Origin of the sequence: Escherichia sp. E13S3 (assembly GCF_004212325.1) — a bacterium.
Classification (GTDB): Bacteria; Pseudomonadota; Gammaproteobacteria; order Enterobacterales; family Enterobacteriaceae; genus Escherichia.
Map to the genome: position 1 here is coordinate 81332 of NZ_RHJR01000017.1, position 24327 is coordinate 105658.

The 24327-nt window shown below is 50.4% G+C and carries 25 protein-coding genes; 11 read left to right on the forward strand and 14 right to left on the reverse strand.

Translation table 11 applies throughout. The annotated features are described in order from the left end of the window. The first annotated feature begins 14 nt into the window (after positions 1–14). The 3 genes from rsmF to D9597_RS16680 all read left to right on the forward strand — a co-directional run bounded on the left by rsmF (position 15) and on the right by D9597_RS16680 (position 2105). Positions 15–1454: a 16S rRNA (cytosine(1407)-C(5))-methyltransferase RsmF gene (gene rsmF, locus D9597_RS16670; RefSeq protein ID WP_130223523.1), complete on the forward strand. Its 1440-nt coding sequence runs from the start codon at positions 15–17 to the stop codon at positions 1452–1454. A gap of 117 nt (positions 1455–1571) precedes the next feature. After that, on the forward strand, positions 1572–1808 hold the full coding sequence (locus D9597_RS16675) for a YebV family protein (protein WP_002431586.1): 237 nt from the start codon (positions 1572–1574) through the stop codon (positions 1806–1808). 105 nt (positions 1809–1913) lie between these two features. After that, positions 1914–2105, forward strand: coding sequence for a YebW family protein (locus tag D9597_RS16680; protein WP_130208463.1), 192 nt, complete (start codon positions 1914–1916; stop codon positions 2103–2105). Here D9597_RS16680 and pphA read toward each other — a convergent pair whose 3' ends face one another. The 4 genes from pphA to yobA form a co-directional block, all read right to left on the reverse strand. After that, entirely contained in the window at positions 2106–2762 is a 657-nt protein-coding gene (gene pphA / locus D9597_RS16685) for a protein-serine/threonine phosphatase (RefSeq protein ID WP_130223525.1), read from the reverse strand. 407 nt (positions 2763–3169) lie between these two features. After that, positions 3170–3511, reverse strand: a complete 342-nt coding sequence (locus D9597_RS16695; RefSeq protein ID WP_130223527.1) for a YebY family protein — start codon at positions 3509–3511, stop codon at positions 3170–3172. Positions 3512–3524: 13 nt separating this feature from the next. Next, the gene (gene copD, locus D9597_RS16700) at positions 3525–4397 is read right to left on the reverse strand and encodes a copper homeostasis membrane protein CopD (protein ID WP_130223529.1); all 873 of its coding nucleotides are present in this window, start codon (positions 4395–4397) and stop codon (positions 3525–3527) included. Between the two features lie 3 nt (positions 4398–4400). Then, positions 4401–4775, reverse strand: a complete 375-nt coding sequence (gene yobA, locus D9597_RS16705; RefSeq protein WP_130218726.1) for a CopC domain-containing protein YobA — start codon at positions 4773–4775, stop codon at positions 4401–4403. Positions 4776–4913: 138 nt separating this feature from the next. On the opposite strand from yobA, the gene holE reads away from it, so the two are divergent. The 3 genes from holE (at position 4914) to exoX (ending at position 6588) form a co-directional block, all read left to right on the forward strand. Next, positions 4914–5144: a DNA polymerase III subunit theta gene (gene holE / locus D9597_RS16710; protein WP_000916758.1), complete on the forward strand. Its 231-nt coding sequence runs from the start codon at positions 4914–4916 to the stop codon at positions 5142–5144. Positions 5145–5244: 100 nt separating this feature from the next. Continuing rightward, positions 5245–5901 (forward strand): carbon-nitrogen hydrolase family protein YobB, encoded by a 657-nt coding sequence (yobB, locus tag D9597_RS16715; protein ID WP_130223531.1) that lies wholly within the window; start codon positions 5245–5247, stop codon positions 5899–5901. 24 nt (positions 5902–5925) lie between these two features. Then, positions 5926–6588 carry an exodeoxyribonuclease X gene (exoX, locus tag D9597_RS16720; RefSeq protein ID WP_130208475.1) on the forward strand — a complete coding sequence of 221 codons (663 nt, stop codon included), beginning with the start codon at positions 5926–5928 and terminating at the stop codon, positions 6586–6588. Here the strand turns inward: exoX and ptrB are convergent. The 4 genes from ptrB to yebG all read right to left on the reverse strand — a co-directional run bounded on the left by ptrB (position 6585) and on the right by yebG (position 10519). Next, on the reverse strand, positions 6585–8645 hold the full coding sequence (ptrB, locus tag D9597_RS16725) for an oligopeptidase B (RefSeq protein WP_130208477.1): 2061 nt from the start codon (positions 8643–8645) through the stop codon (positions 6585–6587). The two genes, exoX and ptrB, sit on opposite strands and share 4 nt — an antisense overlap. A 208-nt stretch (positions 8646–8853) precedes the next feature. After that, entirely contained in the window at positions 8854–9510 is a 657-nt protein-coding gene (locus D9597_RS16730) for a tellurite resistance TerB family protein (RefSeq protein WP_130223533.1), read from the reverse strand. A 295-nt stretch (positions 9511–9805) separates the two neighbouring features. Beyond that, positions 9806–10162, reverse strand: coding sequence for a protein YebF (gene yebF, locus D9597_RS16740; protein WP_130223535.1), 357 nt, complete (start codon positions 10160–10162; stop codon positions 9806–9808). Between the two features lie 66 nt (positions 10163–10228). After that, a complete protein-coding gene (gene yebG / locus D9597_RS16745; protein WP_130208483.1) occupies positions 10229–10519 on the reverse strand; it encodes a DNA damage-inducible protein YebG in 291 nt (96 codons plus the stop codon). Between the two features lie 141 nt (positions 10520–10660). Here yebG and purT point away from each other — a divergent pair, with 141 nt between their 5' ends. Continuing rightward, complete coding sequence (purT, locus tag D9597_RS16750; protein ID WP_130223537.1) at positions 10661–11839, forward strand: formate-dependent phosphoribosylglycinamide formyltransferase; 1179 nt, start codon at positions 10661–10663, stop codon at positions 11837–11839. Positions 11840–11892: 53 nt separating this feature from the next. Here purT and kdgA read toward each other — a convergent pair whose 3' ends face one another. From kdgA to zwf, 3 genes are all read right to left on the reverse strand, one after another. After that, positions 11893–12534, reverse strand: coding sequence for a bifunctional 4-hydroxy-2-oxoglutarate aldolase/2-dehydro-3-deoxy-phosphogluconate aldolase (gene kdgA / locus D9597_RS16755; RefSeq protein WP_064529269.1), 642 nt, complete (start codon positions 12532–12534; stop codon positions 11893–11895). 37 nt (positions 12535–12571) lie between these two features. Further along, the gene (edd, locus tag D9597_RS16760; protein WP_130208487.1) at positions 12572–14383 is read right to left on the reverse strand and encodes a phosphogluconate dehydratase; all 1812 of its coding nucleotides are present in this window, start codon (positions 14381–14383) and stop codon (positions 12572–12574) included. Between the two features lie 234 nt (positions 14384–14617). Continuing rightward, positions 14618–16093 (reverse strand): glucose-6-phosphate dehydrogenase, encoded by a 1476-nt coding sequence (gene zwf / locus D9597_RS16765; protein ID WP_130208489.1) that lies wholly within the window; start codon positions 16091–16093, stop codon positions 14618–14620. Between the two features lie 336 nt (positions 16094–16429). Between zwf and hexR the strand changes: the two genes are divergently transcribed. Beyond that, positions 16430–17299: a DNA-binding transcriptional regulator HexR gene (hexR, locus tag D9597_RS16770; RefSeq protein ID WP_105289041.1), complete on the forward strand. Its 870-nt coding sequence runs from the start codon at positions 16430–16432 to the stop codon at positions 17297–17299. Between the two features lie 125 nt (positions 17300–17424). Continuing rightward, a complete protein-coding gene (gene pyk / locus D9597_RS16775; protein ID WP_130223539.1) occupies positions 17425–18867 on the forward strand; it encodes a pyruvate kinase in 1443 nt (480 codons plus the stop codon). A gap of 131 nt (positions 18868–18998) precedes the next feature. Here the strand turns inward: pyk and lpxM are convergent, their stop codons facing one another. The 3 genes from lpxM to znuA form a co-directional block, all read right to left on the reverse strand. Then, a complete protein-coding gene (gene lpxM / locus D9597_RS16780; RefSeq protein ID WP_130223541.1) occupies positions 18999–19970 on the reverse strand; it encodes a lauroyl-Kdo(2)-lipid IV(A) myristoyltransferase in 972 nt (323 codons plus the stop codon). A 118-nt stretch (positions 19971–20088) separates the two neighbouring features. Next, positions 20089–21411, reverse strand: coding sequence for a murein DD-endopeptidase MepM (mepM, locus tag D9597_RS16785; RefSeq protein ID WP_130223543.1), 1323 nt, complete (start codon positions 21409–21411; stop codon positions 20089–20091). Positions 21412–21426: 15 nt separating this feature from the next. Beyond that, positions 21427–22359 carry a zinc ABC transporter substrate-binding protein ZnuA gene (gene znuA, locus D9597_RS16790; RefSeq protein WP_074399578.1) on the reverse strand — a complete coding sequence of 311 codons (933 nt, stop codon included), beginning with the start codon at positions 22357–22359 and terminating at the stop codon, positions 21427–21429. Between the two features lie 78 nt (positions 22360–22437). Between znuA and znuC the strand changes: the two genes are divergently transcribed. Both znuC and znuB read left to right on the forward strand, forming a co-directional pair. After that, positions 22438–23193: a zinc ABC transporter ATP-binding protein ZnuC gene (gene znuC / locus D9597_RS16795; protein WP_130208493.1), complete on the forward strand. Its 756-nt coding sequence runs from the start codon at positions 22438–22440 to the stop codon at positions 23191–23193. Continuing rightward, the gene (gene znuB / locus D9597_RS16800) at positions 23190–23975 is read left to right on the forward strand and encodes a zinc ABC transporter permease subunit ZnuB (RefSeq protein ID WP_130223545.1); all 786 of its coding nucleotides are present in this window, start codon (positions 23190–23192) and stop codon (positions 23973–23975) included. Before znuC ends, znuB begins: the two co-directional genes overlap by 4 nt. The last annotated feature ends 352 nt before the right edge of the window (positions 23976–24327 follow it).

Genomic DNA, 24327 nt, shown 5'->3' on the forward strand with positions numbered 1-24327 from the left:
AGTGGTACATGCTCGTGGCCCAACACACCGTTTATTTCCCGGACGCCTTTCTGACACAAATGCGCGAAGCCATGCCTTCGACGCTCTCTTTTGATGATTTTCTCGCCGCTTGTCAGCGCCCGTTGCGCCGCAGCATTCGCGTAAATACCCTGAAAATCTCCGTTGCTGATTTCCTGCAATTAACCGCCCCTTACGGCTGGACGCTAACGCCGATTCCGTGGTGTGAAGAAGGTTTCTGGATTGAACGCGACGATGAAGATGCATTGCCGTTGGGCAGTACCGCCGAGCATTTAAGCGGCCTGTTTTATATTCAGGAAGCCAGTTCAATGTTGCCCGTTGCCGCATTGTTTGCCGACGATAATACCCCACAGCGGGTGATGGATGTCGCCGCCGCACCTGGTTCAAAAACGACGCAAATTGCCGCTCGCATGAATAACGAAGGGGCGATTCTTGCCAATGAGTTTTCCGCCAGCCGGGTAAAAGTGTTACATGCCAATATCAGTCGCTGCGGTATCCGTAACGTGTCTCTGACTCATTTTGATGGCCGCGTCTTTGGTGCGGCGTTACCAGAAATGTTCGACGCCATTTTACTGGACGCCCCCTGCTCTGGCGAAGGCGTGGTGCGTAAAGATCCCGACGCACTGAAAAACTGGTCACCGGAAAGCAATCAGGAAATTGCTGCCACCCAACGGGAACTGATCGACAGTGCCTTTCATGCATTACGCCCTGGCGGTGCGCTGGTTTACTCGACCTGTACCTTAAACCGGGAAGAAAACGAAGCCGTTTGCCTGTGGCTGAAAGAGACTTACCCCGACGCAGTAGAGTTTTTACCGCTTGGCGATCTCTTCCCTGGCGCGGACAAGGCGCTCACCGAAGAAGGCTTTTTGCACGTTTTCCCACAAATTTACGACTGCGAAGGCTTCTTCGTTGCCCGGCTACGCAAAACACAGTCGATTCCCGCCTTACCCGCACCGAAATACAAAGTGGGTAATTTCCCGTTTAGCCCAATCAAAGATCGCGAAGCCACACAAATTCGCCAGGCGGCAACTGCCGTTGGCTTACAGTGGGATGAAAATCTGCGTCTCTGGCAGCGCGATAAAGAACTCTGGCTGTTCCCGGCGGGCATTGAAGCCCTGATCGGTAAAGTCCGATTTTCCCGTCTGGGAATTAAGCTGGCCGAAACGCATAACAAAGGTTATCGCTGGCAGCATGAAGCGGTTATTGCCCTGGCATCCCCGAACCATACGAACGCTTTCGAACTGACGCCTCAGGAAGCGGAAGAGTGGTATCGCGGGCGCGATGTTTACCCGCAAACCGTGCCAACTACGGATGATGTGCTGGTAACCTTCCAGAATCAGCCAATAGGTTTAGCCAAACGTATTGGCTCGCGACTGAAAAACAGTTACCCGCGTGAACTGGTGCGCGATGGGAAACTTTTTACCGGTAACGCCTGATAGCGCACAAAAAAAGCGCACTTTTTGACTGGCACATTCGCCTGCCTCAACTACGCTGAAAAATGGTGCGATCGGACTGGTCGTACCACAACCGGCAGATAAATGGAGAGCACGAAGATGAAAACCAGTGTGCGCATAGGCGCTTTTGAAATCGATGACGGCGAGTTACACGGCGAATCGCCAGGTGATCGAACATTAACAATTCCTTGTAAATCTGACCCCGATTTATGTATGCAACTGGATGCCTGGGACGCCGAAACCAGCATTCCAGCTCTACTAAACGGCGAACACTCTGTCCTGTACCGTACCCGCTACGATCAAAAGTCTGATGCCTGGATTATGCGTCTTGCATGATCCAAAAAGAACCCGTCGGCATGGCGGGTTATTTATTCTGGTTATTTCCCCGAAGTAAAATCCTCTCCTAAACTTAACGGTACGGCACCACACTTCGAGGATGAAATGTTCGCGCTGGTACTTTTTGTTTGCTATCTGGATGCTGGCTGTGAAGATATTGTTGTTGATGTTTACAACACGGAACAGCAGTGCGTCTACTCAATGGACGATCAACGGATCCGCCACGGCGGCTGCTTTCCTGTTGAGGATTTTATTGATGGGTTCTGGCGGCCCGCGCAGGAGTACAGTGACTTTTAATTACTGGAGTTGTTCCACTGTGAGTGTCCCTCCGAAGACGGCGCCGGTGTCTATATAATGCAAGTTTCCAATATCTACGCGATGAGGTAACGGCGTATGACCAAACCAGAAATGGTCAGCACCGGTAATTCCCTGCCCTTTTTGGCCTTCACGTAATCGCGAACGACTCCACAATACCTGGTGCAAATCGACGTCCTTTTGCCATTGATAAACGTCGTCAGGATAATCAGCATGGGCAATAACGTGTTTGCCAGTGCGACTGTTTAATTCAAGAATAAAAGGCAAATGCTGGCATTTGCTGAGCGCCCTTTCTGCTTGCTTCTGTTGCTTATCTGCCAGTGCAGCAAACCAGTCGCCACCGTTCATATACCATAAAGACATCTGCTGCGTGGCCAGCGCATCTATCGCCATCTGCTCATGATTGCCTCTTACCGCTCTGACCCAGCATTGCTCCAGTAGTTGAAGACAACGCAAACTCTCCGGACCACGATCAATAACATCACCTACCGAGATCAATAAGTCTTGCCACGGGTCAAAACGGCAATGCCATAATTTGATACGCAGTAGCCCAAGGCAGCCATGAATATCCCCCACCAACCAGATATGTCGCCAATGGCTGCCATCAATTTTCTGATAGGTGCGGCCTGCCTCTTTCATCAATTTTTTACTCCCGCGCAGAAGATCACATTATTTTAACATAAATGTTAAAAAAGGCTGGACTGAAGCAGTAGAGTGTGTGTTATGGTTGATTGTGAAGTCAGCACAGGGAAAACAGTGATGTATTCATCCGCTGGCTTAATAGATAAAAAGAGACCGAATACGATTCCTGTATTCGGTCCAGGGAAATGGCTCTTGGGAGAGAGCCGTGCGCTAAAAGTTGGCATTAATGCAGGCTTAGTTGCCTTGCCCTTTAAGAATAGATGACGACGCCAGGTTTTCCAGTCCACACGAAAAGTGGTCAGAAAAAAGCGTCTTAATCATCGTTTTAAAAGTAAAAAAAACGCCCGATCTGATAAAAGATCCTGGGCGTTTTTTTTGGCAAATCAAAAGACTAATTCAGGTAATCAGCAAAGTTTTTCAGCTCGTTCTATAAATGGCATCAGGCTCATTTTTTCACCGGGTTTGTTGGGATCTTCAATCTGGATCACTGAAATAGGCTGGGCCTTAGTCTTCCCACTGGAAACCTCTTTTTGCGCAACATCGTTCAAAGGGTATTGCACCAGGGTGCTGGGGTTAATGACATACAGCGCATTACCCGCTCGGCATGTCAACATCACTTCTTCGCGATTAAACGCCCATTTGTCTTTGCCAATTTCAAAACGGCTGACGGTAATCACCTGAGGAGCCGCCAGCGCCGCAGTGGAACTGGTGAGCAACAAAAACGCCAATATACTTTTTTTCATCATTTATCGTAATCCATCAAAACGGTTCCAGAGTCGCTAGCAGGCTGATAATCACCAGTACCACCGCGCCTATCGCCCATTCGAGTTGAGTCATCCATACAAACCAGGGAACAGCCCGGACTTCATCATGCCGCATTCTTGGGACCAGAACATAACGATTTGCCAGCGCGATAACCACCATAATCATAACCAGTATGACTTTGAGCAATAAGAGCTGGCCCCAGTAAGAGGCAAGCGTGGGGGGAAATCCCGTGATAAGTAATGCATTGAGCACACCACTCACTAGCACGCCAATGACAGCAAAATGTCCGCACCAGGAAAAACGCATCAGCGCATGAATGGCCGGGCGTTTCCAGCGCCCTTTCACCAGCCGCATACACCAGACAACCGGCAATAGCCCTCCAAACCATGCGGCAGCACAGATAAGATGTACGGCGTGATTGGTCTGATGAATTTTTGCGGTTAATCCTTCATTTAATGTCGCGTGTCCCATACCCGCCATCAGGATAAATTGCGCGGTAGTCAGCATAAACAGTAACCGCAACATATTCCGTGGTTGCATCAGAACGACGGTCAACGTAACGAGAGCGAGAACGATTTGCCAAATCCAGACGCCTCCGAAGTGCGTTTGTAACACCGACTGCCAGATGCTCAGCGAAACGACATCTGGCCATCCCGCGCCCATCAACCCACCCTGAACGGCGAACATCGCTGCGGCACTGATCAAACTCCATGCGGCTGCGTGCTGTTGTAAACGCAAAAAACGCTTCGTCAATAATCGACGAATCGTCACTGGTGCCAACCATGCCCCGTACATCGCGAAGCCAAAAACCAGCATCAGAGAGATAAAATGGATAAATCGCAGTGTGACCCAGGTAAGCGCTAGCATGCTTTATTTCACAGTAAAGGTGTACTGCCCTTTGGTTTTATGCCCGTCCACCGAAACAACATGCCAGTCAACGGTATAACTTCCGGGATTCAGGGCGTCGGCAAGCGGAACGATCAATTGCTTTTTGTCTTGTTCATTACGCTTCGCGGGTAATGTTTTAACATTTTCATTCTTCGGGCCGATGATTTTGGCCCCACTGAATCCAGGTTCAATATCTTCAGAGAAATTTAAAGTAACGGCCTGTGGGGCAGCAGTGACCGCCGCATTCGCCGCAGGATACTGGTGAGTCAGGTGCGCATGAGCCCAGACGGAAGGGGCCGCCAGCAAACCGGCAATGATTGCCAGCGTATAACGAAGAGAACGCGCAGTTGAAACCATATTATCTATTCCTTTTTGTAATGAGTTTTTTACAGAGCATAACCTTGTCTAATGAGAGAGTCGAGGATCATCAATTCAGGCTTGCCATCCTGGCTGACTCTTAGTAACTTTTGCCCGCAATTAACGAGGAGACACCGTATGCTGAAGAATCTGGCCAAACTGGATCAAACTGAAATGGATAAAGTAAATGTCGATCTGGCCGCTGCCGGAGTGGCATTTAAAGAACGGTACAATATGCCGGTGATTGCTGAAGCGGTTGAACGTGAACAACCGGAGCACTTGCGTGGCTGGTTTCGTGAGCGCCTTATTGCCCACCGTCTCGCCTCTGTAAATCTGTCACGTTTACCTTACGAGCCCAAACTTAAATAAACCTTATATTAAGTTACACTTTCTTACATGGTGCCTGCTAAATTATAAGTATTTTCTCATACACGCCATTATTCGCAGACACTATGAAAAGGAAGTCATCATGTCGTACTGGAAAGTTGCAGCAGCACAATATGAGCCTCGTAATGCTTCACTCACTGAACAGGTAGCCCGTCATCTGGAGTTCGTGAGGGCTGCCGCCAAGCACCAGTGCGAACTGTTGGTTTTTCCCTCACTTTCTCTACTGGGATGCGATTACAAACGTCGTCCGCTTCCGTCTCCGCCCGATCTCTCGCTTTTAGACCCGCTTTGTTATGCAGCAACAACCTCGCGAATGACCATTATTGCTGGCCTTCCCGTTGAATATAATGAGCGGTTTATTCGCGGTATTGCAGTATTCGCCCCCTGGATGAAAACGCCAGGAATTTATCATCAAAGTCATGGTGCATGCCTGGGTCAACGTTCCGAAACCATCACTGTAGTGGATGGCCAACCGGAAGGTATTGATATGGACCCGACTTGTTCACTTTTTACAACCGGGCAATGCATCGGTGAACCTGACCTATTGGCTTCGACCCGACGCTTAGAGTTTTTCTCACATCAATACTCCATCGCTGTGCTAATGGCGAACGCCCGTGGTAACAGCGCACTGTGGGATGAACATGGCCGCCTTATTGTTCGCGCCGATCGCGGTTCGCTTTTGTTGGTTGGCCAGCGCTCTTCGCAGGGTTGGCAAGGCGATATCATTCCATTACGCTAGGCGTTTTCTTCCTGGAGCATGACCATGTTGCGCATTATCGATACAGAAACCTGCGGTTTGCAGGGAGGGATCGTTGAAATTGCCTCTGTTGATGTTGTTAACGGGAAAATCGTCAACCCGATGAGCCACCTGGTGCGTCCCGACCGTCCCATCAGTCCACAAGCCATGGCGATTCACCGTATCACAGAGTCCATGGTTGCCGACAAACCGTGGATTGAAGAAGTTATCCCGCACTATTACGGTAGCGAATGGTATGTCGCCCACAATGCCAGCTTTGACCGCCGGGTGTTGCCAGAAATGCCCGGTGAGTGGATTTGCACCATGAAACTGGCTCGTCGTTTGTGGCCAGGAATCAAGTACAGCAATATGGCACTGTATAAATCACGCAAGCTGAATGTCCAGACACCATCGGGTCTGCATCACCACCGCGCGCTGTATGATTGCTATATTACCGCAGCCCTGCTTATCGATATTATGAACACATCAGGCTGGACGGCGGAGCAGATGGCGGATATCACCGGGCGGCCGTCGTTGTTGACGACGTTCACGTTTGGCAAGTATCGCGGTAAAGCCGTATCAGACGTTGCAAAGCGCGATCCGGGCTATCTGCGCTGGTTGTTTAACAACCTTGACAGTATGAGCCCGGAGTTACGTTTAACCTTGAAGCATTATCTGGAGAGTGTTTAACCCGCTGATTGGCCTGGTAATGTCCCCTGCGCCAGGGCTATCAGAAAAGCATATTCCATCGCCACACCTTCGTAGGATTTAAAACGTCCGGATTTACCGCCATGCCCTGAATCCATGTCGGTACAAAGCAATAATAGATGGTTATCAGTTTTAAGCTCGCGCAGCTTAGCCACCCATTTTGCCGGTTCCCAGTATTGCACCTGTGAATCGTGTAATCCGGTCGTTACCAGCAGATGCGGATAAGCCTGAGCCGTGACATTGTCATACGGGCTGTAGCTTTTCATATACTCATAATATTGCGGATCCTGCGGATTTCCCCACTCTTCAAATTCGCCGGTAGTAAGAGGAATCGACTCATCAAGCATCGTTGTTACAACATCAACAAACGGTACCTGGGCAATCACGCCGTGGAATAACTCGGGGCGCTCATTAATTGCAACGCCCATCAACATACCGCCAGCACTGCCCCCCATCGCATAACAGAGTGAAGGTGAACCGTAGCCCAGCTTTAACAATGCGTCGCAGGCATCGAGATAGTCATTAAAGGTATTTTTCTTTTTCAGGAATTTACCGTCTTCGTACCATTGCTGCCCCAGCTCGCCGCCACCACGGACATGGACAATGGCGTAGACAAAACCGCGATCCAACAAACTCAGGCGGCTAAAACTAAAATCGGCATCAATGCTTGCGCCGTAAGAGCCATATCCATATACCAGCAGCGGGTTGTGGCCTTTCTGGAAATGCTTGCGATGATAGACCAGCGAAACAGGCACTTCGACACCATCACGGGCGGTGATCCACAAGTGTTCGCTGCGGTAATTCGCCGCATCGAAACCGGGGACTTCCGTTTGTTTTAATACCCGACGCTCTCCGGTATCCATATCCAGTTCAAACAATGTATCTGGCGTAGTCATGGAGGAATAGCCATAACGCAATCGTGAGGTTTCAGGTTCCGGGTTATAGGCAATCCAGGTAACGTAAGCCGGATCATCAAAGGCAATGCCGATAACCTCCCGCGTTTTGCGGTTGATTTGCCGCAGACTGGTTAACCCACGCTGACGCTCTTCAACCACCAACCAGTCAGTAAACAGCGTAAAGCCTTCGAGCATGATGTTATCGCGCGGTGGGATTAACTCTTCCCACTCTTGCTCATCACGCATACGGGTACGGTATAAGCCAAAATTTTTGCCGTTGCGGTTGGAGCGCAGATAAAACCGATGCTGGTAGTGATCAAGACTGTATTCGTGATCTTTGCGACGCGGTAAAAAGACAAACGGCTCGGCATCGGCCAGCTCTGCATCCAGCAGCCGAACTTCACTGGTAGTTGCGCTGGCAAGGTGAATAACCACATAGTGTTTCGACGTCGTTTTATGTAGGCTGACGTAAAAGGTATCGTCTTTTTCTTCGTAAATCAGTTTGTCTTCAGATGCTGGAGTGCCAATGGCATGCCGCCAGACCTGATACGGCAACAACGTTACCGGATGCTTGCGAACATAATAAAATGTCCATGAGTCATTCGCCCAGACGAAGCTGGGTTCCACGTTATCCAGCAGTTCGGGATACCAGTTGCCCGTTTCCAGATTGCGAAAACGGATACCGTACTGGCGTCGGGAAAGAAAATCTTCTGCAAGTGCCATAATCGTGTTATCGGGCGTAATCGCCATTCCGCCCATTGAATAAAATTCACTGTGCGCCGCCCGTTTGTTCGCATCGAGCAGAGTCTCCCATTCGTCCCACTCTTCACTGAACGCCGACTGACGCTGGTAGATTGCATATTCACAACCAGGTTCATAAATTTGCCGGTAGCGATAGCCATTTTTGACGTAAGGTGCAGAGACTTCTCTTTGCGGTATGCGGTCAATGATTTCTTTTAATATCCGATCCTGCAAAGCTTGTTGCGACGCCATGACCTGATGACCGTAGCTATTTTCTTGTTGCAGGTAATCCAGCACTTCCGGCTGCGAGCGTGTGTCGTCCCGCAGCCAGTAGTAATTATCGATGCGCGTGTCGCCATGAAGCGTCATGGCATGGGGGATGCGGGCGGCTTTTGGTAGCATGTTATTGTTCTTTCTGGTTGAAACATCTTATAAGGGTGGCAAAACTCACCCGGGATGCAAGCGAAACAGGGCGGTCATTGTATAGATGATGACAGGTAATGGCGTGAAAATCGAAAGGATGTCGCCAGCGAAAATTAATTCGCTCAAATAGCTGTGCGGTTTTGTATAGCCCGATAAACAGGCATATCAGGCTATACGGAGTGAGATATTATTCAGACAAAGTGCGTTTTTGCTGTTCGAGATCGCGTTCAATTCCTTCACGGACTTCCTGGGGAATTTTCAGCGCATCCCCCAGTGCATTCAGGTAACTGCGCTCCAGAAAATGGTCAATATCAATAGCCGCACAGCTCAGGAAATAGATCTCCAGTGCCTCTTCTTCGTTGCGAATCCCCTGGGCCAGGCGCTGTGGATCCAATGGTTGCTCGATTGCCTGTTCGATAAGTACACGCCCCTGCTCTTCAACACCAGCTTCACGCAATTGCTGGTCGATAGCCGCGCGTTCTTTACTATCGATATGACCATCGCTTTTGGCAGCAAAAACCAGGGCGAGGATTAAACGTTCTGTACGTTCATCCAGCGGCGTACTTTGGGTGCCGTATTGCGGTTCGTTCTGATGCGCCGCACGAATTTTATCTTTGTATTTGTTCCACAGTACTGTACCGGCGACCGCTCCGCCGCCAACCAGCAACGCGTTTGTACCGTATTTCGTTAATAGTTTACGCGCTGATTTATTCGCAACCAGCAGTCCTGCCAACCCGCCTAATGCGCCGGGTACTAAAAGTTTGCCCAATCCCTGATCTGTAGACGAAGTGGAAGAACTGCTTTGCCCAAGAAGGGATTGCAGTTGATTTAACCAGTTAGCCATTTTTGCTCCTCAATTCACCATTTTAATGGCAATAGCATAGCGAATGAGGATGTCAGAAAGTGTATATAGAGACAAAAGATGCGCAAATAAGCGGGACGGGAGGCAGTCCTCACAGGAAATTCACGTCAGGTAAGGTGCCGGGTGATGTGATTAATTTGAGGCTTGTAGATTTGATTGTGATTGTCTTATGCGAACCTGGCGTTTCTTATCAGGATTCTGGGGAGTTAGTGCATTGTTGGGCGGATAAGGCGCTCGCGCCGCATCCGCCAGCGGTAAACCGAATTATCAGAAGCCATTAGCGCCGCTGATATTCCGCCATTCCCGCTTTACAATCCACATTAACCAGATAATGAATATCGGCACTTTTACCACGCACGGTCAGCGGTACCGACCATTTATCATCTTTCCCCTGAATATCCTGCAAACTAACCCACGCCACCGGATCGGCCTGACCGACGATTTTTTGATCGTCGGCCCAGCGCGCCACGCGGTTTTGCTGATAATCACGTTTTACACTCGCAGCGATTCCGGCTGCATCTAAACCTTCACATTTCGGGAAAGTTACCGACTTGCTGGTTTCGTTATTGGCAGCGAAAACTGATGCACAGGCGGAAACCAACAACAGCCCCAACAACGCTCCTCTTTTTTTCATGTTTTTCTCCATAGCACAATGATTCAGGAGAAAGCATGGTACAAATTATCAGGAGCGCAAGTTGCTTCAGGCGGCGTGAGTTTCACCTTCCCCATCCGTGTCAGTATCAACCACCTGAGGAGAAGGTAATTTACCGGTTTTCAGAATGGTACTAAGCACATCTTTCTGTTCCGCCAACCACAAAGAAAGCGCCTCACGCTGCTCGTCTTCCATTGTCACCGGAGAATTCGCCAACCATGTGTCGAGTAGATCCGCTGTATCGAGCATTTTGTCATAAGCATCGGCTTCCTTTTTGCTGGTAAACGACATCTTCTCTTCGCCCTCACGAATGACTACGTATTTAATTTCAACCGCCATTTGCAGCCTCTCATCATAACTGTAATTTTATACAGTATATTTCTTTTCAGTCGAGAAATCAACGCAAGCAATCAAGCAATAAAGACACGCGCAAACGTTTTCGTTTATACTTCACGCGGAATTAATCAGGGGATATTCGTTATGACGTTATTAGGCACTGCGCTGCGTCCGGCAGCAACTCGCGTGATGTTATTGGGCTCCGGTGAACTGGGTAAAGAAGTGGCTATCGAATGCCAACGCCTCGGCGTAGAGGTGATTGCGGTCGATCGCTACGCCGACGCGCCCGCCATGCATGTCGCGCATCGCGCCCATGTCATTAATATGCTGGATGGCGACGCATTGCGCCGTGTTGTTGAACTGGAAAAACCACATTATATCGTGCCGGAGATCGAAGCTATTGCTACCGATATGCTGATCCAGCTTGAAGAGGAAGGGCTAAATGTTGTCCCCTGCGCGCGTGCAACACAATTGACGATGAACCGCGAAGGTATTCGTCGTCTGGCTGCGGAAGAGCTTCAGCTTCCCACTTCAACTTATCGTTTTGCTGATAGCGAAGACCTTTTCCGCGAGGCGGTCGCCGCCATTGGCTATCCCTGCATTGTTAAACCGGTGATGAGTTCTTCCGGCAAGGGGCAGACGTTTATTCGCTCTGCCGAACAACTGACTCAGGCATGGGAGTACGCCCAGCAAGGTGGTCGCGCCGGAGCGGGTCGCGTGATTGTTGAAGGCGTCGTTAAGTTTGATTTCGAAATTACCCTGCTGACCGTCAGCGCGGTAGATGGTGTTCATTTCTGTGCGCCTGTAGGTCATCGCCAGGAAGACGGTGACTATCGTGAATCCTGGCAACCGCAGCAAATGAGTCCACTGGCCCTCGAACGTGCGCAGGAGATTGCCCGCAAGGTGGTGCTTGCACTGGGTGGTTATGGGCTGTTTGGTGTCGAGTTGTTTGTCTGTGGTGATGAAGTGATTTTTAGTGAAGTCTCCCCTCGCCCACATGACACCGGGATGGTGACGTTAATTTCTCAGGATCTTTCTGAGTTTGCCCTGCATGTGCGTGCTTTCCTGGGACTGCCGGTGGGCGGGATTCGCCAGTATGGTCCTGCCGCTTCAGCCGTTATCCTGCCGCAACTGACCAGCCAGAATGTCACGTTTGACAACGTGCAGGAGGCCGTTGGCGCAGGTTTGCAGATTCGTTTATTTGGTAAGCCGGAAATTGATGGTAGCCGTCGTCTGGGGGTTGCGCTGGCTACAGCAGAAAGTGTTGATGAAGCGATTGAACGCGCGAAGCACGCCGCCGCACAGGTAAAAGTACAAGGTTAAATCTGGCAAAAACGCGACAAAAATGCCCGATCCACGATCGGGCATTTTGACTGTTACAGCTTCGCGCCTTCTACTGCTTCACGCGCCAGCTTAGTAATGCGGTCGTAATCGCCCGCTTCCAGCGCATCTGCCGGAACCAGCCAGGAACCACCAATGCACAGTACGCTTTTCAGCGCGAGGTAATCACGGTAGTTAGCCGGAGAAATACCGCCAGTCGGGCAGAAACGAACCTGAGAGAACGGCCCCGCAATTGCCTGCAGTGCTTTCACGCCGCCATTAGCTTCTGCCGGGAAGAATTTGAACTCTTTCAGGCCGTAGTCCATACCCAGCATCAGTTCGGAAACAGTGCTGATACCTGGAATCAGAGGAATAGTCCCTTCTGTCGCCGCTTTCAGCAGTGGTTCAGTCAGACCCGGGCTGATTGCGAACTGTGCGCCCGCTTCAGTCACTTCTGCCAGTTGCTGCGGATTCAGCACCGTACCGGCACCGACAATCGCTTCCGGCACTTCTTTGGCGATAGCGCGGATAGCATCAACTGCACACGCCGTACGCAGAGTCACTTCCAGAACGCGCACCCCACCAGCAACCAACGCTTTTGCCATTGGCACCGCGTGTTCCAGTTTATTTACCACGATAACCGGTACAACCGGGCCGGTGGTCAGGATTGATTCTGCACTTGTTTTCCAGTTTTTCATCAGAGTTTTCTCTCGCCTGATTACAAATTTTGTCGTCTTAAAAAGTGATACAGGTTGCGCCCTGTTCGGCACCGGACAGTTTTTCGCGCAAGGCGCTGAATAATTCACGTCCTGTTCCCACGCGTGACGCGCTCAGGTCAGGAATGTGCGGTTCGCGAGCAGCCAGTTCAGCTTCGTCTACCAGCAGCGTCAGTTCGCCTGTCTGTCCATTCACACGAATGATGTCCCCATCGCGCACTTTTGCCAGCAGCCCACCATCGTAGGCTTCTGGTGTTACGTGGATAGCTGACGGCACTTTACCTGAAGCACCAGAGAGTCGTCCATCGGTAACTAACGCAATTTTGAAACGCCGGTCCAATAATACACCAAGTGGCGGCATGAGTTTATGTAATTCTGGCATTCCGTTCGCTTTTGGCCCCTGATGGCGGACAACAACCACACAATCACGGTCCAGCATACCTGCTTCAAAAGCAGGCATAACGTCATGCTGGCTCTCGAAAACAACAGCAGGCGCTTCAATCACCTGGTTTTCAACCGGCACTGCAGAGGTTTTCATGACGGCACGGCCCAGGTTGCCGCTTAACACTTTTGTCCCGCCATGATGCGAGAAAGGTTGTTCAAAGGAAGCAATCACATTGCTGTCGAGCGATTTGTCTGCACCTTCGCGCCAGTCCAGCTCGCCGTTATTCAGCCATGGTTCGAGGGTATAGCGCGAAAGACCAAAGCCCGCCACCGTATTGACATCTTCATGCAACAGGCCCGCCTTGAGCAGTTCACGCACCAGAACCGGTACACCACCCGCCGCCTGGAAGTGGTTAATATCGGCCGGACCGTTTGGATACAAACGCGCCATCAGAGGTACGACATCAGAAAGGTCAGAGAAGTCATCCCAGTTGATCTGAATACCGGCCGCACGCGCCATCGCCACCAGGTGCATCGTGTGGTTAGTGGAACCACCGGTCGCCAACAGCGCAACAATACCGTTCACCACCACTTTCTCGTCGATCATCTTACCGATCGGCATCCATTCATTGCCGTTGCCGGTCATGCGTGTAACCTGGCGCGCAGCGGCTGCGGTTAATGCATCACGTAACGGGGAGTCTGGATGAACAAAAGAAGAGCCCGGCAACTGCATCCCCATAAACTCCACCACCATCTGGTTGGTGTTGGCAGTACCGTAGAAAGTACATGTACCAGGGGCATGATAAGACGCAGCCTCTGACTCCAGCAGTGCCATTCGATCCACCTTCCCTTCGGCATAAAGCTGGCGAATACGCACTTTTTCTTTATTTGGCAACCCGCTTGCCATCGGACCTGACGGCACAAATACCGCAGGCAGATGACCGAACGACAGCGCTGCCATCGTCAGCCCAGGGACAATCTTATCGCACACGCCGAGGAACAACGCGCCATCAAACATGTTATGGGACAGCCCCACAGCCGCAGACATCGCAATGACTTCGCGGCTTAACAGCGACAGTTCCATACCATCCTGCCCCTGGGTGACACCATCACACATCGCCGGAACACCACCCGCAACCTGCCCAACCGCATTAGCTTCATGCAGTGCTTTACGAATGATCTCGGGATAATGTTCATAAGGCTGGTGGGCGGAGAGCATGTCGTTGTAGGAGGTGATGATAGCGATATTGTTACGCAACATGCTTTTCAGGGAGGCTTTGTCTTCTGGCTGGCAAGCGGCGAAACCGTGAGCCAGGTTACCGCATGCCAACTGCGAACGATGAACGGTCGAAGTTTTCGCTTGTTCGATCCGGGCGAGGTAAGCAGAGCGAGTCTCGCGCGAACGTTCAATGATTCGATTTGTTACGCGTAACAATTGTGGATTCATAAAGGCTCCTGAAATTGAGTTGTCAGAGCAGGATGATTCACAACGCGTTTCATACATGGATATTATGATTGAAACGCCTGTAACCGGAGCTCATAGGGCAAAAACGTTTCAGTCAGTGTAATAAAAAAAGCCTCGTGGGTGAATCCGCACGAGGCCTGAAAGTGTAAAAATTGTTCTACAATCTGTGCAAGATCATGTTACCGGTAAAATAACCATAAAGGATGAGTGCAGATATTACTCAAACTCATTCCAGGAACGGCCATCGCGGGTAATCATCGCCACCGAAGCAACCGGTCCCCAGGTTCCGGCCTGATACGGTTTCGGCGCATCGTTATCCATCGCCCATGCTTCAGTAATGGAGTCCACCCATTTCCAGGCTTCTTCCACTTCATCACGACGTACAAACAGCGCCTGAATACCGCGCATGGTCTCCAGCAGCAGACGTTCATAGGCATCTGCCAGATGCGTCTGATTAAAGGTTTCTGAATAGCTCAGATCCAGCTTGGTGATTTGCAGGTTATGTTTGTGATCAAGCCCCGGGACCTTGTTCAACACTTGAATATCCACGCCTTCATCAGGTTGCAGACGGATAGTCAGTTTGTTCTGCGGCAGGTCCTGCCACGACTCTTTAAACAGATTGAGCTCTGGCGTTTTGAAATAGACCACCACTTCAGAGCATTTGGTCGGCAAACGTTTACCGGTACGCAGGTAGAACGGTACGCCAGCCCAGCGCCAGTTGTCGATATCGACACGGATAGCCACGAAGGTTTCCGTGTTACTGCTTTTGTTCGCGCCCTCTTCTTCCAGGTAGCCCGGAACTTTTTTGCCCTGGGCGAAGCCCGCAGTGTATTGCCCGCGTACGGTTTTTTCGCGTACGTTGGAGCGGTCAATGCGGCGCAGAGACTTCAGTACTTTCACTTTTTCATCGCGGATGCTGTCTGCGCTCAGATCAGACGGCGGAGACATCGCAATCATGCAGAGAATTTGTAGCAGGTGGTTCTGGATCATGTCGCGCATCTGACCGGCTTTATCAAAATAACCCCAGCGCCCTTCGATCCCCACTTCTTCTGCCACGGTAATCTCAACATGATCAATAGTGCGGTTGTCCCAGTTGTTCACAAACAGGGAGTTAGCAAAACGCAGCGCCAACAGGTTCAGCACCGTTTCTTTACCAAGGTAATGGTCGATACGGTATACCTGGCACTCCTCGAAGTATTCGCCAACCTGATCGTTGATTTCCTGCGAGGTCGCCAGCGACGTCCCCAGCGGTTTTTCCATCACCACGCGCGCCGGTTTGCCGTTCAGTTTCGCCTCACCAAGCCCTTTGCAGATTGCGCCAAAAGTGCCTGGCGGCATGGCAAAGTAGTTAATGGTGATACGATTTTTTTGATCCAGCATCGCACCAAGACGGCTGAATGCAGCGGTGTCATTGACATCGAGATTACAAAAATCCAGACGTGCACTCAGGGTGTCCCATAAACCTTCATCAATAGTTTCTTTCATGAAGGTTTCCAGCGCTTCGCGGACTACTTTGGTATATGCCGCTTTATCCCAGTCAGCACGCCCTACGCCGATAATACGGGTATCCGGGTTGAGCTGACCGGCTTTTTCCAGTTGATACAGGGAAGGCAGCAATTTACGACGCGCAAGGTCGCCTTTCGCGCCGAAAATGACCAGGTCACAAGCCTGGGCTGTTTGCGTTACCGCCATGTCATTCTCCTTAAGTTAACTAACCCGGTACTTAAGCCTGGGTATACTTGTAATTTTCTTACGGTGCACTGTACTGCTTTTACGAGCTTGCGAAAACTGTAAACGCTTATCCACCCGTGCGATTACGGCAAAAGCGCGCAAAGTGCGGCAAAACTGATAAAAAAATCATCGTTTTCCATTGGGTAAAAATCTGACCCTGATCATGTTATGAAAAAAAATGACAACTTTTTTATCCGCTTTTGTCATTAATACGACACACAGGCGTAATATCAGACCAAACTGCATTTCGATTTCTTTCAGTGTGGAAATCGTCATTACCGTGAGTCTCTTTACATCATGAATATGCTGGAAAAAATCCAGTCTCAACTGGAACATTTGAGCAAATCAGAACGAAAAGTCGCCGAGGTCATTCTTGCTTCGCCTGACAACGCGATCCATTCGAGTATTGCTGCTCTGGCACTTGAGGCCAATGTTAGCGAACCAACGGTGAATCGTTTCTGTCGCAGCATGGACACCCGCGGTTTTCCTGATTTTAAACTCCATCTGGCACAAAGCCTGGCAAATGGCACGCCCTATGTTAATCGCAACGTTAATGAAGATGACAGCGTTGAATCATACACGGGGAAAATATTTGAGTCGGCAATGGCCACGCTCGATCACGTCCGTCACTCGCTGGACAAATCTGCCGTCAACCGTGCCGTCGATCTCCTGACTCAGGCCAAAAAAATCGCCTTTTTCGGTCTGGGCTCTTCTGCCGCCGTCGCCCACGATGCGATGAATAAGTTTTTTCGCTTTAATGTTCCAGTGGTTTACTCCGACGATATTGTGTTGCAACGCATGAGTTGTATGAATTGTAGCGACGGAGACGTGGTTGTGCTGATTTCTCACACCGGAAGAACCAAAAATCTGGTTGAACTGGCGCAGTTAGCACGGGAAAACGACGCGATGGTAATTGCCCTCACCTCCGCCGGTACGCCACTCGCCCGGGAAGCAACGCTGGCAATTACCCTCGACGTACCTGAAGATACTGACATTTATATGCCCATGGTGTCTCGACTTGCGCAGTTGACCGTGATAGATGTGCTGGCAACAGGATTTACTTTGCGACGCGGCACAAAATTCAGAGATAACTTGAAGCGGGTCAAGGAAGCGCTCAAGGAATCGCGCTTTGATAAGCAGTTACTTAAATTGAGTGACGATCGCTAAATCGATTATCACTGTTCTATCCTTATACGATATTCGCATGTGTTTAAATTACAACCATAATGGTTTTAGTTTATGCGAATTCATGTTCAAGCAACACCTGGTTGTTTCAGTCAACGGAGTATTACATGTCCAGAAGGCTTCGCAGAACCAAAATCGTTACCACGTTAGGCCCGGCTACCGATCGCGATAATAACCTTGAAAAGGTCATCGCAGCGGGTGCAAACGTCGTACGAATGAACTTTTCTCATGGCTCGCCTGAAGACCATAAAATGCGCGCGGATAAAGTTCGTGAAATTGCCGCAAAACTGGGTCGTCATGTGGCTATTCTCGGTGACCTTCAGGGGCCAAAGATTCGCGTATCAACTTTTAAAGAAGGTAAGGTTTTCCTCAATATTGGGGATAAATTCCTGCTGGATGCCAACCTGGGCAAAGGTGAAGGCGATAAAGAAAAAGTCGGTATCGACTATAAAGGTCTGCCTGCTGACGTCGTGCCTGGCGACATTCTGCTGCTGGACGACGGTCGCGTACAGTTAAAAGTACTGGAAGTTCAGGGCATGAAAGTGTTCACCGAAGTGACCGTCGGCGGCCCTCTTTCCAATAATAAAGGGATCAACAAACTCGGTGGCGGTCTGTCTGCTGAAGCGCTGACAGAGAAAGACAAAGCAGACATTAAAACTGCGGCATTGATTGGCGTAGATTATTTGGCTGTCTCTTTCCCACGCTGCGGCGAAGATCTGAATTATGCTCGTCGTCTGGCGCGCGATGCAGGTTGTGATGCGAAAATTGTCGCCAAAGTTGAACGTGCGGAAGCCGTTTGCAGCCAGGATGCAATGGACGACATTATCCTCGCTTCTGACGTGGTGATGGTCGCACGTGGTGACCTCGGCGTAGAGATTGGCGATCCGGAACTGGTTGGGATTCAGAAAGCGCTGATTCGTCGCGCGCGTCAGCTGAACCGCGCAGTCATTACTGCTACCCAGATGATGGAATCGATGATTACCAACCCAATGCCGACGCGTGCAGAAGTCATGGACGTGGCGAACGCCGTTCTGGATGGTACTGACGCCGTAATGTTGTCTGCGGAAACCGCCGCAGGTCAATATCCATCTGAAACCGTTGCTGCAATGGCGCGTGTTTGCCTGGGTGCCGAAAAAATCCCGAGCATCAATGTGTCTAAACACCGCCTGGACGTTCAGTTCGACAATGTGGAAGAAGCTATCGCGATGTCCGCAATGTACGCAGCTAACCACCTGAAAGGCGTTACCGCGATCATCACCATGACCGAATCTGGTCGTACCGCGCTGATGACTTCTCGTATCAGCTCCGGTCTGCCGATTTTCGCCATGTCTCGTCATGAACGCACTCTGAACCTGACTGCGCTTTATCGTGGTGTTACGCCGGTCTATTTTGACAGTGCAAATGAAGGCGTGGTTGCTGCCAGCGAAGCAGTAAATCTGCTGCGCGATAAAGGCTACCTGATGTCTGGTGATCTGGTGATTGTCACCCAGGGCGACGTGATGAGTACCGTGGGTTCGACGAATACCACGCGTATTTTAACGGTAGAGTAAGTACGTTGCCGGATGTGGCGAAAACGCCTCATCCGGCCTACAGCTCAATGATAATTCAATAGATTTCTAATCTTCTGAAGCAAACTTGAACTTATCATCAGGCGAAGGCCTCTCCTCACGAGAGGCTTTTTTTATTTGATGGGATAAAGATCTTTACGCTTATACGGCTGGATTTCGCCCGGTTTGCGCGTTTTCAGCAATTTTAAAATCCAGGTGTACTGCTCTGGTCGCGGACCAACAAAAATCTCGACTTCTTCATTCATACGCCGCGCAATGGTAGCGTCATCCGCCTCTAACAGGTCATCCATCGGTGGACGAACCTGAATCGTCAGACGATGGGTCTTGCCATCATAGATTGGGAACAGCGGAACGACACGCGCGCGACATACTTTCATCAGGCGACCAATTGCTGGCAGCGTTGCTTTATACGTTGCGAAGAAATCAACAAATTCGCTGTGTTCAGGTCCATGATCCTGATCCGGTAAATAATAGCCCCAGTAGCCCTGACGAACCGACTGGATGAAAGGTTTAATACCATCATTTCTCGCGTGCAGACGACCGCCAAAACGACGACGCACCGTGTTCCAGACATAATCAAAAACCGGGTTGCCCTGATTATGGAACATCGCTGCCATTTTCTGCCCTTGTGAGGCCATCAGCATAGCGGGAATATCAACTGCCCAGCCGTGCGGTACCAGAAAGATCACTTTCTCGTTGTTACGCCGCATCTCTTCGATGATCTCCAGCCCCTGCCAGTCGACGCGAGGCTGGATTTTCTCCGGCCCACGTATCGCCAGTTCAGCCATCATTGCCATCGCTTGTGGCGCGGTGGCAAACATCTCATCAACAATCGCTTCGCGTTCGGCTTCGCTACGTTCTGGAAAACAGAGAGACAGATTGATCAACGCCCGACGACGTGAGCTTTTACCCAGTCTCCCGGTAAAACGCCCCAACCGCGCAAGAATTGGATCACGGAATTTCGCTGGTGTTAAGGCAATACCGGCCATTGTCGCCACGCCCAACCAGGCTCCCCAGTAACGAGGGTGACGAAAGGATTTATCAAACTCAGGAATATATTCGCTATTATTTTTTTTCGTTTCCATGCTTTTCCAGTTTCGGATAAGGCAATAATCAATCTGGTGGTAGTGTAACGGCGCAACTTGCCCCGCACCAAATAAAAAAGCCGGCACTGACTGCGTACCGGCTGCCAATGGGTATTAATTAATCAAACTGTAGCTGCGGTACAATCTCCTTGGCCTTCGCCAGGAAATCGGTACGATCTGAACCGGTCAGCCCTTCAGTACGCGGCAGTTTCGCTGTCAACGGGTTCACCGCCTGCTGGTTAATCCATACCTCATAATGCAGATGTGGCCCAGTTGAACGCCCGGTGTTACCGGAAAGCGCGATACGATCGCCACGCTTCACTTTCTGCCCCGGTTTAACCAGAATCTTACGCAGGTGCATATATCGCGTGGTGTAGCTGCGACCATGACGAATCGCGACATAATAACCCGCTGCGCCACTGCGTTTAGCAACTACCACTTCACCGTCTCCCACCGAAAGCACCGGCGTACCCTGCGGCATCGCAAAATCAACGCCTCTGTGCGGCGCAACGCGAGCGGTTACCGGGTTCAGACGACGCGGGTTAAAGTTAGACGAAATGCGGAACTGTTTTGCCGTCGGGAATCGTAAGAACCCTTTCGCCAGGCCCGTGCCGTTGCGGTCGTAGAATTTGCCATCTTCAGCGCGAATAGCATAGTAATCTTTGCCTTCTGAACGCAAACGCACGCCCAGCAGTTGGCTTTGTTCACGTTTGCCATCAAGCATCTCACGTGACATTAATACCGCAAATTCGTCACCTTTTTTCACTTTGCGGAAGTCCATCTGCCACTGCATTGCTTTAATCACCGCGCTCACTTCAGCACTGGTTAAACCTGCATTTTTGGCGCTGGCAACAAAACTTGTCCCAACGGTTCCTTTCACCAGATTGTTAACCCACTCCCCTTGCTGCATTTCGCTGGTCATTTTAAAACCATTAGCGGCGGTGCGGTCATAGGTACGGGTTTCGCGGCGAGACACTTCCCAGGTCAGACGCTGTAACTCGCCATCAGCGGTTAATGTCCAGGAGAGTTGTTGACCAATTTTCAGGTTACGCAGATCTTTATCAGCAGCAGCAAGTTGGGTGATATCACCCATCTCAATACCATATTGATTAAGGATGCTACTTAACGTGTCGCCCGTAGAAACGACATATTCATGAACGCCGGCTTCACCAGCGATTTTGTCGTCGAGTTCGTCCTGGGGAATGGCTTCATCTTCTTGCGCGGCTTGATCAATCGGCTCACTGGCCTCAGGTAAGAGAGAACGAATTTCGTTCTGTTCAAGCTCAATGGTTTTGACAATAGGCGAGGCGTCTCGGTGGTAAACATAAGGCCGCCAGACAGCGACGGCCAGAGTAAGAACGGTAAGCGACCCCAACATAACGCGGTGTGGTCGCGGTAAATTATTAAACGCCAGGGCGACAGAGCGGGCTATCTGTTGCACGTAATCACTTCCTCATTAATCTCCTTTCAGGCAGCTCGCGTACTGGTTAGCTAATTGATTCAGGAATTCTGAATAGCTTGTTTTGCCCAGTTTGATATTCGTCCCAAGGGGATCCAACGTTCCCATACGAACGGATGTCCCTCGTGCGACGCTTTCAACGACCGCAGGCCTGAACTGTGGCTCAGCAAAAACGCAGGTTGCTTTTTGCTCAACCAACTGTGTTCTTATTTGATGTAAACGCTGCGCGCCAGGTTGAATCTCAGGGTTTACGGTAAAGTGACCAAGCGGTGTCAGTCCGAATTGTTTTTCGAAGTAGCCGTAAGCATCATGAAAAACGAAATAACCTTTTCCCTTGAGCGGCGCGAGCTCGTTACCAACCTGTTTCCTACTTGAAGCTAATTGTGCCTCAAATTCCATCAGGTTGGCGTCAAGTTTGGCTCGACTTTGCGGCATAAGTTCCACTAATTTTCCATGGATTGCAACCGCTGTAGCCCGCGCTATCTCTGGGGAAAGCCAAACGTGCATGTTGAAATCGCCGTGATGGTGATCTTCGTCACTTTTTTCCGCGTGGTCATGATCATCATCAGCGTCGTGAATGCTTTTCATCAGCAGCGGTTTTACACTCTCAAGCTGCGCAATGGTTACCTGCTTCGCTTCGGGTAATTTACTCACGGGCTTTTGCATAAACGCTTCCATTTCCGGCCCAACCCAGACAACTAAGTCCGCGTTCTGTAAGCGTTTTACATCAGATGGACGCAGTGAATAATCATGTTCAGAGGCCCCATCAGGAAGTAACACCTCCGTCTCTGTTACTCCATCAGCAATAGCGGAAGCGATGAATCCAACAGGTTTAAGCGAAGCGACAACGGCAGCTTCTGCTACCTGAGTTGCACTGCCCCAGAGAGCAGCAGATAATGCTGCGAAAAGAAGCGTTTTTTTATGTAACATAATGCGACCAATCATCGTAATGAATATAAGAAGTGTGATATTATAACATTTCATGACTACTGCAAGACTAAAATTAACATGACAAGTCTGGTTTCCCTGGAAAATGTCTCGGTTTCATTTGGCCAACGCCGCGTCCTCTCTGATGTGTCGCTGGAACTCAAGCCTGGTAAAATTTTGACCTTACTTGGGCCGAACGGCGCAGGTAAGTCGACATTGGTTCGGGTTGTACTCGGGCTGGTAACACCAGATGAAGGAGTTATCAAGCGCCACGGAAAACTGCGCATTGGTTATGTGCCGCAGAAGCTGTATCTCGACACCACGTTGCCACTGACCGTAAACCGTTTTTTACGCTTACGCCCCAGAACACATAAGGAAGATATTCTGCCTGCACTAAAACGCGTTCAGGCTGGGCATCTTATTGACGCGCCAATGCAAAAGCTCTCTGGCGGTGAAACGCAGCGTGTACTACTCGCGCGCGCATTGTTAAATCAACCCCAGTTATTAGTTCTGGACGAACCCACCCAGGGCGTGGATGTGAATGGTCAGGTGGCGTTATATGACCTTATTGACCAGTTACGTCGCGAACTGGACTGTGGCGTTTTAATGGTGTCTCACGATCTGCATCTGGTAATGGCAAAAACCGATGAAGTACTTTGCCTTAACCATCACATCTGTTGTTCTGGCACACCAGAAGTCGTTTCCCTGCATCCGGAATTTATTTCGATGTTCGGGCCTCGCGGAGCTGAACAGCTGGGTATTTATCGCCATCATCATAATCACCGCCACGATTTACAGGGGCGAATTGTTCTGCGTCGGGGAAGTGATCGCTCATGATTGAATTATTATTTCCCGGTTGGTTAGCCGGGATTATGCTGGCCTGTGCCGCAGGTCCTTTGGGTTCTTTTGTTGTCTGGCGTCGTATGTCTTATTTCGGCGATACGCTGGCCCATGCGTCTTTACTTGGCGTGGCGTTTGGTCTGTTGCTGGACGTGAATCCCTTCTATGCAGTGATTACCGTTACGCTGCTGCTGGCGGGCGGTCTGGTATGGCTGGAGAAGCGCCCGCAGCTGGCGATCGACACGTTATTGGGAATTATGGCGCACAGTGCCTTGTCGCTGGGCCTGGTCGTTGTCAGTCTGATGTCTAACATTCGCGTTGACTTGATGGCATACCTGTTCGGTGATTTGCTGGCAGTGACGCCGGAAGATCTCATCTCCATCGCCATTGGCGTGGTCATTGTGGTGGCAATTCTGTTCTGGCAATGGCGCAATTTGCTGTCGATGACCATTAGCCCGGATCTGGCATTTGTCGATGGTGTGAAATTACAGCGAGTGAAATTGCTGTTGATGCTGGTAACAGCATTGACGATTGGTGTGGCAATGAAATTTGTCGGGGCGTTGATTATTACCTCGCTGCTGATCATTCCAGCTGCTACCGCACGTCGTTTTGCCCGTACGCCGGAACAGATGGCAGGTGTCGCCGTTTTAGTGGGGATGATTGCTGTAACTGGCGGTTTAACTTTTTCAGCGTTTTACGATACGCCTGCGGGTCCGTCAGTGGTGCTGTGCGCTGCGCTGTTGTTTATTTTGAGTATGATGAAAAAACAGGCCAGCTAATTTGTACCTAAACACAATTGTCGGATAAGACGCGAACGACGTCGCATCAAGCACATTGCCAGTGTCGGATGCGGCGCGAGCGCCTTATCCGACCTACGGTTCGCTATATCAGGTAGGCCTGATAAGACGCGAACGACGTCGCATCAGGCACACTGCCAGTGTCGGATGCGGCGTGAACGCCTTATCCGACCTACGGTTCGCTATACCGGGTAGGCCTGATAAGACGCGAACGGCGTCGCATCAGGCATATTGCCAATGTCGGATGCGGCGTGAACGCCTTATCCGACTTACGGCTCTATACCTGATAGGCCTGATAAGACGCGAACGGCGTCGCATCAGGCATATTGCCAAT